This is a genomic window from Psychrobacter sp. ER1 (assembly GCF_048631835.1).
Classification (GTDB): domain Bacteria; phylum Pseudomonadota; class Gammaproteobacteria; order Pseudomonadales; family Moraxellaceae; genus Psychrobacter.
The window spans coordinates 919303-932618 of record NZ_CP184640.1 but is presented as its reverse complement, the minus strand read 5'-3'; the positions used below and the strand labels follow the sequence as shown (position 1 = coordinate 932618).

Here is a 13316-nt window from a genome sequence, read left to right as displayed (position 1 = left end):
CATAAACCAACCCTATTGACCAGTTATACAATACTAACTGAACTGAACCGACTAAACTTATCTATCAGCTCACTGCTCAGTGCCCTTGCTGCTCTATCACTACCTGCTCGCTGGTTTTGCCAAAGCGGCGTTGACGTTTAGCAAACTCTGCGACCATCATTGCCAGCTCTTCTGCCGTAAAATCCGGCCATAGTGTCGGAGTGAAAAACAGCTCAGCATAGGCAGATTGCCACAATAAGAAATTAGAAATACGATACTCGCCGCCCGTACGCACTAGCATATCCACTGCTGGCGTGTCGGCAAGTTGTACATGATTACCTAGTAGCTCTTTGTTGATATCTTCAGCTTTTAACTTACCAGCTTGCACTTGCTGAGCCAGATGCTTTGCTGCATTTGCAATATCCCACTGTCCACCGTAGCTAATCGCAATCACCAGCGTCATCGCTTCAAACTCTGCTGTCTTTTCTTCTGCATCAGCCATTAGTGTTTGCAAGGAATCACTGAGTTGACTGCGATCACCAATAAAACGCAAGCGAATGCGATACTCATTCATGCGCGGCATTTGCTCGTGAATCGTCGACGTGAGTAGCTGCATCAATAGTGCTACCTCACTAGGCGGTCTCTGCCAATTTTCGCTAGAGAATGCAAAAACTGTCAGCACCTCAATGCCTGTATTGACACAGTAGTCAACGAGGGGATCTAGCGCATTTTTACCCGCTACATGACCTTGGCCTTGGCCTAAATTATTGGCCTTACCGTAGCGATTGTTACCATCCATAATAATGGCAATATGACGAGGAAGAATAGCGGACGCCAAAACGGCTGAAGTGGACATAGGCGGACTTGCTTATTGTTAAGGTAAAATAATAATAACGTGTGCAACGGCGAATAAAAAGTGCCATTTATATAATTCACTAACTTATCATAATTATATTGTGAATTTTTAATGCTCAGAATGCGATGAACAAAGTCTAATCAATCGCGTCTTTGGCATGTTCTAGATATGGCTGCATATAGTTGATTCAGTTTAAAAGAGAAACCAGGCACCCGAGTTCAGATGTATATGCAATACTTCAATCGAGGTTAACGCTGCGACTCTTTTATAAAGGATTAACTATATCAGCCTACACAATAATAAACAGCCAATAGCTACAAAGTATTGGCTGCTCAATTACAGATAATCTACCGAACTGATTCTTGCTATAAATGACAAGTATATTAGTCTTAAACTTCCATCAAATCGCTTTCTTTTTGCTTAAGCGAGCATCGATCGTTTCAATGTATTTGTCAGTGATTTTTTGAATGTCATCACTAGCGCGGCGCTCATCGTCTTCTGAGATTTCTTTTTCTTTTGCCAAATCTTTGATGTCATTCATCATGTCACGGCGAATGTTACGGATAGACACTCGGCTGCTCTCAGCTTCCCCACGTGCAAGTTTTTGCATATCGCGACGAGTATCTTCTGTCAATGCTGGCATCGGCACACGAATCACATCAGCAGACATTGGGTTTAGACCCAAATCTGCTTCACGAATGGCCTTATCTACTGCTTGTACCATCGTACGGTCAAACGGTTGAACCAGTAAGGTACGTGAGTCTTCAACGTTCACGCTTGCCACTTGGTTCAATGGTGTATCAGAACCGTAGTAGCTGACCATCACACCTGACAACATACCTGGATGCGCACGACCAGTACGAACTTTACTGAAAGTGCTTTCAAGCGCTTCCAATGTTTTTTGCATGCGTGCTTCGCCGTCTTGCTTAATCTCTTTAATCATTGTGTATCCTTATTTGTCGTTACCGACAAATTTTTTATTTGCTATTGGGATATTAATTATGTGTTGCTAATCGTTAGCTATTTACTGACGTTAGTTTCCAGTATCGCATCAATTAATGAAAAACTCGTGTGCCTTCATTCTCACCCATAATGACATTCAATAATGCATTAGGCTTAGTCATATCAAACACCTGCAACGGTACGTTATGCTCACGGCATAATGCGATAGCCGTTAAATCCATGACACCTAGCTTTTGCTCTAGTACTTCATCAAAAGTCAGACCATCATATTTGACTGCATCATCATGTAGACTTGGGTCTTTGTCATAAACGCCGTCAACCTTAGTCGCTTTTAAAATCAAACCAGCTTCGATTTCGATACCGCGCAAACAAGCAGCGGTGTCAGTGGTAAAGAATGGGTTACCAGTACCTGCAACAAAGATACAAACTTCGCCGTTTTTGAGATAACGAATCGCATTACGACTACTATAGCTTTCGGTAACTTCACCAATCGGTAACGCTGACATCAAACGAGTTTTGATGTTGCGACGCTCAAGCGCATCACGCATTGCCAGTCCGTTCATAACGGTCGCTAGCATGCCCATCTGATCACCAGTAACACGGCCAACCAGACCTTCTTTTTGTAATTGCGCACCGCGATATAAGTTACCACCGCCGACCACGATACCAACTTGGACACCAAGTCCACGCAAGTGAGCGATAGACAAGCTCATTTTATCAAGGACTTCGGTATCGATACCCATGTCTTTACTACCAGCTAAGGCTTCACCGGAGAGTTTCAGCAAGATACGAGCGTAACGCGGGTTTTTGTCAGACATGAGGTCACCTTGTTATCATGAAATTATAAAGAAAATTATCGGTAAAATACAAATCGAGTTTGCCCACAACGCTACACTTACAGCTAAGCGTATTAAAAAGGCTAAATTGCGCTAATTGTAGCAAAAACTGCCCATCATTGGGCAATTTTCACTCGCATATCTTATTGGATATCTAGCCTTGATAACTGGCGAATAGATCGTATTCGCTAGCATCGTCGATAGTCACGGTTAAGAACTGCCCTACTTTAACTTGAGCGTTGATGTCATCAACATAGACATGACCATCAATTTCAGGTGCATCAGCATAGCTACGGCAGATAGCAATATTTTCATCGCTATCAATTTCATCGACCAATACCGTTAAGGTCTTGCCGACTTTTTCTTGTAGCTTTTGCGCTGAAATATCTTGCTGTAATGCCATTAGTCGCTCATAGCGAGACTGCTTGACGTCTTCAGGGACATGGTCAGGCAAGTCATTGGCAACTGCGCCTTCTACTTCTGAATAAGTAAATGCGCCCACGCGATCAAGACGTGCTTCAACTAGCCAATCAAGCAGGCACTGAAAATCTTCTTCGGTCTCACCAGGGAAGCCAACCACAAAGGTCGAACGAATCACGATATCAGGACAGATATCACGCCACGCTTTGATACGGGCCAAGGTGTTTTCGCTATGTGCAGGACGCTTCATCGCCTTTAGGATGCGATGACTGGCATGCTGGAACGGAATATCTAGATAAGGCAGTAGTTTCTTCTCACCCATCAACTCAACGACTTTGTCTACGTGTGGATACGGATAGACATAATGCAAGCGTACCCAAATACCCAAATCGTTCAATGCTTGGCATAAGTCATAAAACTTAGACTTGAGCGGCATGCCATTCCAAAAACTGGTCTTGTACTTTAGGTCAAGACCATATGCCGAGGTATCTTGCGAGATGATAAGTAATTCTTTCACGCCAGCTTTTTTGAGTGCCAGTGCTTCATTCATCACATTATCAATCGGACGCGAGTCCAAATCACCGCGCAAGCTTGGGATAATGCAGAACGTACAACGGTGATTACAGCCTTCTGATATTTTTAGATAGGCATAATGGCTTGGGGTCAGTTTGACACCCGCTTCATTAATCAAATCTATTTTTGGATCATAGTTGGCGTCCTGACTGCGATTTGGCTTAGGCACATGCTGCGCTACTGCCGTAATCACTTCATCATAGGCATGTGCGCCCGTCACTGCTAGTACAGCTGGATGCATCTCACGGATTTTGTCCGCCTCTTTACCTAAGCAACCAGTAACAATCACTTTACCATTTTTGCTAATGGCCTCGCCGATCGCATCAAGCGACTCTTGTACCGCTGATTCAATAAAGCCGCAAGTGTTTACTACGACCAAGTCGGCACCGTCATAATCACTGGCCACTTGATAGCCGTCACGGCTTAGCTCAGTGATAATACGCTCACTATCCACCAATGCTTTTGGACAACCTAGTGACACAAAACCAATCTTTGGCGCCGCACTAACTGGCATCGTAGCAGTCGCATTGGCAGTCGTAACATCGCTGCTTTGGGCTACACTACGGTTCTGGTTGTGGTTAGCTTTATGATGGTAAGGTTGTTTAGCATCTGTTTGACTGACATCTGCCTGACTCTGCGCTTGTACTATGGTAGGCGCGGCAGGATTGAAGATAGTGGCAGTGTCTTTTACGGCAGATAGAGGAGCTGTTGCTGTCGTATTCACTGACTCGGTAGAAGTTTTGGACATGGCTGACCTTGCTAGAGATAAATTGGCTGAGCGCATTGTACGTTTTTTTGCAAAAATCACCAGTTTTGCCGCTCTATAGTCTTGATTTGTGGTTAAATATTATCTCAAGCATCTGACTTTTTTGGGCCCTACTGATGAACGCTGATTTTATAACCGCCAAAACAACCCCTGACCTCGCATTTATATCTCAGCATTTATTCACCGCTATTTTATGGGTCAACGATGAGCTATCAATCACGCGGTTGAATGCTCAAGCCGAGCAGCTACTTGCCATTAGTAGCGGCAGATTAATCAATCAATCCATCTTGACACTGCTCGCACCCGATGAATTAAAGACTAAAGATACTGCATTTATCGATAATAATAGTAATGATGCAAATGAAAATGAGCCTTCGAGCGAGCCAGCATACTCGTTGACCGAGCGCTTTGTGCAAGCGCAAAACTATCAACAACCTTTTATCGATCATGACCACATCATAAAAACACCGCTAAATGGTAATTTATCATTGTCAGTCGACTATAGCGTCACGCCAGTCATCTATGAACAGCAGCCTTATTTTATTATCGAGATGTGGGGCAAAGATCGGCAAAGTCGTATCTCTGAGGAGCAGCGTCAACAGCAGCAATATACAGTTGCCCGTCATATGCTACGCTCAGTGGCGCACGAAATAAAAACCCTCTTGCTGGTATTCGCGGGGCAGCCCAGCTGTTGCAACGGCAGTTCATTAAATTCAGCGACGCATCTACTACTAACACCTCTAGCGCTGATAATGCTTTGACAACCACCAACGCTGACACGCATCATGATTTGCAAAAAATGAATCAAAAACTGCGCAACTATACGGACATTATTATTTCAGAGACTGATCGATTGACTCATCTTATTGGGCAGCTTCTGGGTTCCAATCAACTGCCAAACTGGCAAACGCTCAATATCCATGAGCCTCTGGAGCATGTCTTAACCTTAGTGACCAATCAGTATCCACAGGTAGTGTTACAGCGTGATTACGATTTATCATTGCCAGAGTTGTGCGCTGATAAAGATCAGCTGATTCAAGTGTTTTTAAACCTCATTAATAATGCTTGTGAGTCGATGACTGAGTTCGAACAAACGCTACAACAGAATAAAATTTCAGAGTCTCAAGAATCACCACAAGCTACTATGCAAACTGATAGCAATTCTGATTATCAACCGACATTGCATATCCAAACGCGGGTTGCCTTTCAGCATACGATCGTCGGGCAGCAGCACAAGCAAGTGATGCAAATTACTATTACTGATAATGGCTCAGGTATTGATCCAGCATTGATCGGTCAGATATTTTTCCCAATGGTCACTAGCCGTGCAGCCGGTACAGGTCTTGGATTATCCATCGTCCAAGATATTATCAGTCATCATCATGGTATGATTGATGTGAGCTCGACAAAAGAGCAAGAAGATAAGCAAACCCGATTTACGCTATATCTACCATTTACTCAACCCATCACTGAGACATAAAATAAATTATGAATTAAAGGCTGCTAAGTTTAATAACGCCAACTCCCAATCCCCAACTTACCATCAATAATTGCTGATTAGGCCCAATACATGACTGAATATAGCGACGACCTCCAACCTAAAAGCGATGATCAATCACCACAATCACAAATAGTAACTGTGAATAATGCACCCAGCGACCACCCTGCAACATTGTGGTTAATCGATGACGATGCAGCCCTACGTATGGTGCTGGCCGACACGTTTGAAGATGCTGGATTGACCGTTATCAGTTTTACTCAAGCACAAGCAGCATGGACTCGCCTTAACGATGTGTTAAAACAGCAAGAGTCAGCTGAGCAATTACCTGACGTCATACTGACCGATATTCGTATGCCAATGATGGATGGATTGTCTTTTAGCGACTGGGTCCATCAGCATTTCCCCAAAATGCCAATCGTAATTATGACGGCACATTCAGACCTGACCTCTGCTATCAATAGCTATCAGACTGGTGCTTTTGAATACCTGCCCAAGCCTTTTGACTTAGATGATGCAGTTGCAACGATTTATAAAGCCATTAATTATCAGCCTAATTTAGAAACAACTTCTGTCCCCCTTTCAGATGAACCCAGTACCAATATAACGTCTGATACTTTCACTGAAGACCTGATAAAACCTAAAGCAGTACCTGCCAGTAAGACAACCAAAGACAATAAGAACAAAGGTGCCGTCGAAAACAAAAGTAATGGGAACCCTAGCGGCATCATTGGACAGTCTCCAGCCATGCAAACGGTGTTTCGTGCTATTGGCAGACTGGCTCAATCCCCCATTTCCGTCTTAATCACTGGAGAGTCTGGAACGGGTAAAGAGTTGGTAGCCAGTGCATTGCACCAACACTCTCCGCGTAAGCAGCAACCGTTTATTGCGCTTAATATGGCAGCCATACCACATGACTTGATCGAGTCTGAGCTATTTGGTCATGAAAAAGGCGCGTTCACTGGTGCAACGACGATGCGTCAAGGCCGTTTTGAGCAGGCAGATGGCGGTACTCTATTTTTAGATGAAATCGGTGACATGCCTTTTAGCACTCAGACACGGCTGTTACGCGTACTGGCCAATGGTGAGTTTTATCGTGTTGGTGGTCAGCAGCCAATCAAGGTCGACGTGCGTATCATCGCAGCCACCCACCAAAACTTAGAAGAGCTGGTAAAACAAAGCCGATTCCGCGAAGACTTATTTTATCGCCTCAATGTCATTCGATTACCCCTACCATCATTACGTACACGTCCTGAAGACATTCCTGCATTAGCCCTCTACTTTATGCAGTCTGCCGCAGAGCAAATGAGTACTACCCCGAAGCATCTCCATCCTGCCGCATTGCAAATTATGCAGACGTTTGACTGGCGCGGTAATGTGCGTCAATTAGAAAACGTCTGCTTGTGGCTCACGGTGATGGCCACTGGTGATACGGTGATGGCGACAGACTTGCCACCAGAGCTACTTGAAAACATCTCACCTAATACGGTGCTTTATGAAGAGCATGGCTCATTGAAGGAAGATGCTCAAGAGCATTTGGCACAAAGTGGCGATGTGTTAAATGGCAGTTCATTAAACAGTCATCAAAATGAGCGAAGTAGCCCGTTGCCTAAAAACCAAAGTTGGCAGCAAGCATTGGCTGATTGGGCTGAGCAGTCGTTAAGCACGGGTGAAACTGATATTTTGCAAACAGCAACCCCTGAGTTTGAGCGCGTTTTATTAACAGCAGCACTCAATCATAGTGGCGGTAAAAAGATAGAAGCCGCGAGCTTACTTGGTTGGGGACGCAATACTCTGACGCGCAAATTGCAGCAGTTGGATATCTCTGCCCCGAGAGTACCAACTAAAGAATAAAAAACGATAATAAATTATTATTAATATCAACTACTTAAAATTAATATCAAAAATAAATGATAAATAATTAAAAATAATTGCAAATAGGGGTTGCCAAACAATTAAAACTCTATATAATAGCCAACCACTGAGACGCACTACCGAATCAGTTAACTGTCTAGATAGCGTTTGAGTTTAATCGCTTTTGATGATAGAGTAACGAAAATGGGGCTGTGGCGGAATTGGTAGACGCACCAGATTTAGGTTCTGGCGCCGCAAGGTGTGAGAGTTCGAGTCTCTCCAGCCCCACCATTTTCGGATAGTACATCTTAGACCAAATATCAAAACCTGCTTTTAGCAGGTTTTTTTGTGTCTGAAATTTGGTATTAGAACTATAAAACATCTTATTAAAAGTATTAATCTACTTTTCTACCCTTTATAAGTCCTTTAACACTTCATCCATACGCTAATAGCGACACTCTACCCTCTGAATCAATGCTTTCATGCACCTACCATAGACAGAACTAATTAATAGAAAGGTTTTCCTCACTATCATTGAATAATGCACTACGTTGATTTTTACGAAGAGCTTCACGTTGAATGATATTTTTCGCATCGACTTTTTCTAAAGGTAATCTTGTTTCGCGGGAAAGATCACCATCGGCTATTAAAGACAAATAACGAGAACAACAAACTCTTAAAAAAGAGGTGAAATTGCCAATATCATGATCAGCATCGAGAGATTCAAGGTATAGCTTAGTGATCAGTTGATTAACCGTCATTTGATCACGAAATGACAACTCTTCTAATATATCCCAAAAAACACTTCTAAACGAATTGAGGTGACAACGCCCTGAATTCGAAGTGATTTGGTTTTAGAGCTCCACAAGCTGTCATCAGCACTAATAAAAGTTGGCACATATATCCTCTCTCGATACTGGGGTCTATTGAACATTCAACAGACCCGAATTAATGCTTATAGCAAAGCAACAAACTGCTTTAGCATCGCTGGGTGAGCAGGCCATGCAGGTGCCGTTACCAGTTGGCCATCTGTAATAGCGCCATCCATAGGTAACTTGACATACTCAGCGCCAGCCATTTCTATTTCTGGCTGACACGCAGGATAAGCAGATACTTTTTACCCTTCAATACGCCAGCAGCCGTCAGCATTTGTGGACCATGACAAACTGAGGCAATCGGTTTATTAGTATTTGCGAAATGCTGAATCATGGCAATGACCTTAGCATTCAAGCGCAAGTATTCTGGTGCACGTCCACCTGGCAAATACAAAGCATCGTAATCTTCTACATTGATATCAGCAAAAGACGCATTAAGGACAAAATTATGACCGCGTTTTTCGGTATAAGTTTGATCACCTTCGAAGTCGTGTATTGAGGTCGCGATGCTATCACCTGCCACTTTATCTGGGCAGACCGCATCAACCTCATGCCCCATCGCTAGAAGCGCTTGGAACGGAACCATGTTTTCATAGTCTTCAACAAAATCACCGGTAATGATAAGTACTTTAGCCATGATATTCTCACTGTATTGTAATAAAACATTGTAATGAAATACGGGAACCCAAATTAGTTTATAGCGACTTTGCTTAAAATGAGCCTGAATATCCATTCAAACATAAAAAACAACGACTAGGTAATATGTGAATACTACAAACAATCACTTTTTAAAATAAAATAATAAATTCAGCTATTTTCTAATAACTTTAAATCTATCAATATCTTATCCATATCCCGATACCGTCTCTCTATTTGTTTAGCCAATGCTTTATCGACCATACATTGATAGTGACTATATTCTGCTGGCAACGTTGGAATAGGTTGCTGGCAATGCTGAATCGCCCACATTTTTAATTTATCATGGCTATTGGCGCTTACCTGAAACGGGCGTTTCCCTGTTAGTATCTCAACCATCATGACGCCAAACGCGTAGATATCACTTTGCACCGTTGCACCCTGACCTTGCCAGCGCTCAGGTGCGAGATACGCTGGTGTGCCAGCAGGATTTGGTTGGCTATTAGCCATCGTCATACGTTGTGATAAAGCAAAATCAGTGAGTAACAATCTAGGGGGCAGACCATTACTCATAGTATCTGCTGACCACTCATCGTGAGCACCTTCAACCAAGATATTACTGAGTTTAATATCATTATGTAGCCAACCAGCGTGATGCAAATTGGCTATCAAGTATGCAGCCTGAGTGATGAAATGATGCTTTTGTGATGCTCTCAATGACAGATGTTTTGAAGCGGTCAGTTGACTCGCCAAGCTACCATTAGAGTAATAAGGTGTGACTACTATAACTAGTCGTTGCAACTGCGATAGTATCTGAACATCCACGCAATGATGAGCCAATAGCGGAGGTACGATAGCATTATCTTTGATTTTCGATGAAGCATTTACAGCAGCTAAAATATCCGCTTCGTGAGTTAAATCAGAAGCGATAGGATAAACGCCATCACTCAACTGCCATTTAATCATCACGCTACCAAATTGTGGATGCTGGGCACGTGTTAAACCTTGGAAGTAAGTCTTGTCGATATTTTGCGTTTTGATATCTTGCGTTTGTTCTGTGCTTTGCTGAGCAATACGTTGATGCACTATCTCCCTAAAATATTGTGCGTCCAGTTCTTGGGAAATAATGGGCAGTAGCTGCATCGCCTGCGCTTGCAAGGCTTGCGTAATAGACGGATTACTGGCACTATTTTCCATGGTATTGTTTCTCATAATATAGTGAGATTATTGCCTTCCCATTCGTATCATTTCCAAAGATAATAATAGCGCGAATAATGGTTACAAGTACTACGATTAATAGGTACTAAGATTGTAGGCATTGAAATTTTAGCAACGTTAATTGTATTTTTGGGTATGGTATTAAAGACAACCTTAATTGCTAGAGCCACTATGTCCCAACCAAATATCCCAACCACGCCATCTGATCAACCTACTTACGCCCTACCCGCACCTTTGCTAGATTTACTCAGTCAGTACTTACAAGAGCGAGTCACACCAACTATTGAAATCGATCCGAGTCAGCTTGCTTATCGCTGGGTTGGTGGACGCACTGGTCACCTCCAGCCTTTGTCGGTCAATTTGTTTTTGAGCTTAGATGACTTGCATGGTATCGATACGCAAAAGTCGAAACTGGTACAAAACACCCGTCAGTTTATTAAAGGTTACCCTGCCAACCATGTACTGATGTCAGGGACACGCGGTGCCGGTAAGTCATCATTGATTCGTGCTTTACTACAAGCTCACCATAGTGAAGGCTTACGTATTATTGAGGTGGCCCGCGATGATCTGCAAGTATTGGATAAGATTCGTGCTGCTATTAATGCCCTACCAGCAGATTGTCATTGCCGCTATATCGTATACTGTGATGACCTCGCTTTTAATGGTCAAGACGAAAGCTATCGTGCGCTAAAGAGCGTTCTCGATGGCTCGCTAGACTCTGAGCAAGACAAACTACTGGTCTACGCCACCAGTAATCGCCGTCGCTTGCTACCGCAGATGATGAAAGACAATGTCGATATCTATAATGGGCAGACGGATGAAGTCAATCCCTATGAGGCCATTGACGAAACCGTGTCATTATCAGATCGGTTCGGTTTGTCCCTCACCTTCCATCCTATGGATCAGCAGACTTATCTGCAAATCGTTCAGCATTATCTGAATTTAGAGCAGCAAAAAATCTCAGCTGATGTGGATAATGATGCTAAGGACATTTTAGCAAGTCAGTCTATGCCTGATAAGATCAGAAAGGATGCGCTACGTTGGGCCTCTGAACGTGGTGGTCGCTCAGGACGAGTTGCTTACCAGTTCAGCCGCTTTTGGAGTGGTGAAATACAATTGGCTATCGAAGACAGTAAGCGCTAGGTCATATTTAACACTAAATCATATCTAAGCTTAACCATGTCTAATCACTGCGTGCAGAGCCTATATACTGCACGCGACTCTCTTCTTGACAGCCCTCTTGACTACCCTCTTGGTTGCTTACTAATTCAACTGCACCATCAACCATATATTGGTCAAAATCTATTGCTAACCAGAGATTGCCTTTGTAGACGCTCTCAGCATCTAAACGAATATATGCCATATTTGGCGTTTCGCTATCTGGATTATCAAAGTTCTGATAACGGGCGCTAAAGTGCGTCAAAATTATATTTTTAAGTCCAGCCGCTTGCGCAAATTCGCCGAGCAATTGGGCGCTACTATGCATCGGATCATAGTCTGGATTTTTAGCTTGAATCTTAGTCAGCACTTCATGGGTATAAGTGGCTTCATGCACCAATAAATCCGCATTGACAACGGCTTTGCTCAAACAGTTTGGCGTATCATTGTCTCCTGCCACCACCACTCGCGTCCGCTGTACCTCATCGTCGACATAGTCTACTGAGTGCAATTGTCTACTATCCTCAGTCATGACATCTTCGCCTTGCTGTAACTTGCCCCATAGTGCACTGGCTGGAATACCATCTGCCACAAGCTTATCTGTATTAAGGATGCGGCGGCTAATAGTCTGAGTAATACCAAAGGCATGAGAAGCAACCCGATGTGAGAGCGGCGTGATATCAATATCAAGCTGATGTTGGTCGCTTAAGCTAATACTGACTTTGTTCGTAGCACCTTGCTCAGCTAACACCTCTTCAATTGCTATAAAATTGAGAGCAAAAGGTAAATACAGCTCTGTAGTGGCAGTAATGGCATCAAGCAAAGTAGCAATTGCTTTTGGTGCAATAAGTGTCAGCGCATCACGACGTCCTGACATAGCAGCACTAGCTAGCAGCCCTGGTAGGCCATAGCAATGGTCACCATGCACATGGGTGATGCAGATAGCAGCCAATTGATGTAGGGAGAGCTTGGTATGTAGTAATTGCTGCTGTGTGCCTTCTCCGCAATCAATCAGCACCCATGGGCGCGATTTCTTACTCTGATTGTTCTGTTGACGACTTCCTTGCTGTACGCCAGAGGTATGCGAATTCAAACACTCTATTGCCAGTGCAGTCACATTACGCTGTTTAGTCGGTACACCCGCAGAGGTACCCAAAAAGGTTAGCTTTAACATAATGATGCCTTTTATTTATCAGGAGTACTGGCTCAGAAGTACGAGAGCATCTCTTCATCGTAAATCAATGACAGAAATAAGATAAACGAAGAATATGCCCTAGCTACGACAGTTGGCATATCATGGTTTTTTGACCTTCAACCATTTGTCCACCATTGGCGGTGCACTCATTTACCATATTTGATTCGTAAGATTTCCAGCCACCATAAAAGCTCGCTGCACACAGAATTACCACTAGAATTTTCTGTGACCACGATTTGATAGAGACTTGCTGGCTATTAATCTGTTGGCTATTATTTTCTTGCATACTGGTATCTTACTTATTAAGTGATGTTTGAGTTGCTGACTGATTGTCATCTTTGTCTAGGCTATCTTGTTTCAGATGGTCTTTATTCGAGGTGTTTAGATCTTTCATGATATTATCCTAAAAAGGCTTTGTTTATTCATAAACAAAGCCTTTGGTCTACATGGCTACTTAAGCGTTGAGAGATGATTATACCAGTATCCTCT

Annotated in this window: 10 protein-coding genes, 1 tRNA gene and 2 pseudogenes; 4 read left to right on the top strand and 9 right to left on the bottom strand. The window is 43.2% G+C overall.

Annotation, left to right across the window (positions count from 1 at the left end; genetic code table 11):
- Nucleotides 1-76 precede the first annotated feature (76 nt).
- The 4 genes from uppS to rimO form a co-directional block, all read right to left on the bottom strand.
- A complete protein-coding gene (gene uppS / locus ACOBWA_RS04375) occupies nt 77-835 on the bottom strand; it encodes a polyprenyl diphosphate synthase (RefSeq protein ID WP_420230310.1) in 759 nt (252 codons plus the stop codon).
- A 400-nt stretch (nt 836-1235) separates the two neighbouring features.
- Nucleotides 1236-1778, bottom strand: coding sequence for a ribosome recycling factor (gene frr / locus ACOBWA_RS04370; protein ID WP_420230309.1), 543 nt, complete (start codon nt 1776-1778; stop codon nt 1236-1238).
- 112 nt (nt 1779-1890) lie between these two features.
- Nucleotides 1891-2616: a UMP kinase gene (gene pyrH / locus ACOBWA_RS04365; RefSeq protein ID WP_057759121.1), complete on the bottom strand. Its 726-nt coding sequence runs from the start codon at nt 2614-2616 to the stop codon at nt 1891-1893.
- Nucleotides 2617-2788: 172 nt separating this feature from the next.
- The gene (gene rimO / locus ACOBWA_RS04360; RefSeq protein WP_420230308.1) at nt 2789-4375 is read right to left on the bottom strand and encodes a 30S ribosomal protein S12 methylthiotransferase RimO; all 1587 of its coding nucleotides are present in this window, start codon (nt 4373-4375) and stop codon (nt 2789-2791) included.
- Between the two features lie 134 nt (nt 4376-4509).
- On the opposite strand from rimO, the pseudogene ACOBWA_RS04355 reads away from it, so the two are divergent.
- The 3 genes and pseudogenes from ACOBWA_RS04355 to ACOBWA_RS04345 all read left to right on the top strand — a co-directional run bounded on the left by ACOBWA_RS04355 (nt 4510) and on the right by ACOBWA_RS04345 (nt 8036).
- Nucleotides 4510-5873, top strand: a pseudogene (locus tag ACOBWA_RS04355) (two-component system sensor histidine kinase NtrB).
- 90 nt (nt 5874-5963) lie between these two features.
- Nucleotides 5964-7745, top strand: coding sequence for a sigma 54-interacting transcriptional regulator (locus ACOBWA_RS04350; RefSeq protein WP_420230307.1), 1782 nt, complete (start codon nt 5964-5966; stop codon nt 7743-7745).
- A 206-nt stretch (nt 7746-7951) separates the two neighbouring features.
- Nucleotides 7952-8036, top strand: a tRNA-Leu gene (locus ACOBWA_RS04345).
- A 212-nt stretch (nt 8037-8248) separates the two neighbouring features.
- Here ACOBWA_RS04345 and ACOBWA_RS04340 read toward each other — a convergent pair.
- The 3 genes and pseudogenes from ACOBWA_RS04340 to ACOBWA_RS04330 form a co-directional block, all read right to left on the bottom strand.
- A complete protein-coding gene (locus ACOBWA_RS04340; RefSeq protein WP_420230306.1) occupies nt 8249-8524 on the bottom strand; it encodes a ribbon-helix-helix domain-containing protein in 276 nt (91 codons plus the stop codon).
- A 176-nt stretch (nt 8525-8700) separates the two neighbouring features.
- Nucleotides 8701-9260 (bottom strand): annotated as a pseudogene (locus ACOBWA_RS04335) (DJ-1/PfpI family protein).
- Nucleotides 9261-9427: 167 nt separating this feature from the next.
- Nucleotides 9428-10453: a serine/threonine protein kinase gene (locus tag ACOBWA_RS04330; protein WP_420230305.1), complete on the bottom strand. Its 1026-nt coding sequence runs from the start codon at nt 10451-10453 to the stop codon at nt 9428-9430.
- Nucleotides 10454-10645: 192 nt separating this feature from the next.
- Between ACOBWA_RS04330 and ACOBWA_RS04325 the strand changes: the two genes are divergently transcribed.
- Entirely contained in the window at nt 10646-11617 is a 972-nt protein-coding gene (locus ACOBWA_RS04325; RefSeq protein ID WP_420230304.1) for an ATP-binding protein, read from the top strand.
- A 40-nt stretch (nt 11618-11657) separates the two neighbouring features.
- Here the strand turns inward: ACOBWA_RS04325 and ACOBWA_RS04320 are convergent, their stop codons facing one another.
- Together ACOBWA_RS04320 and ACOBWA_RS04315 are read right to left on the bottom strand one after the other, a co-directional pair.
- The gene (locus ACOBWA_RS04320) at nt 11658-12806 is read right to left on the bottom strand and encodes a ribonuclease Z (protein WP_420230303.1); all 1149 of its coding nucleotides are present in this window, start codon (nt 12804-12806) and stop codon (nt 11658-11660) included.
- Nucleotides 12807-12909: 103 nt separating this feature from the next.
- Entirely contained in the window at nt 12910-13113 is a 204-nt protein-coding gene (locus tag ACOBWA_RS04315; protein ID WP_227522978.1) for a hypothetical protein, read from the bottom strand.
- Between the last annotated feature and the right edge of the window lie 203 nt (nt 13114-13316).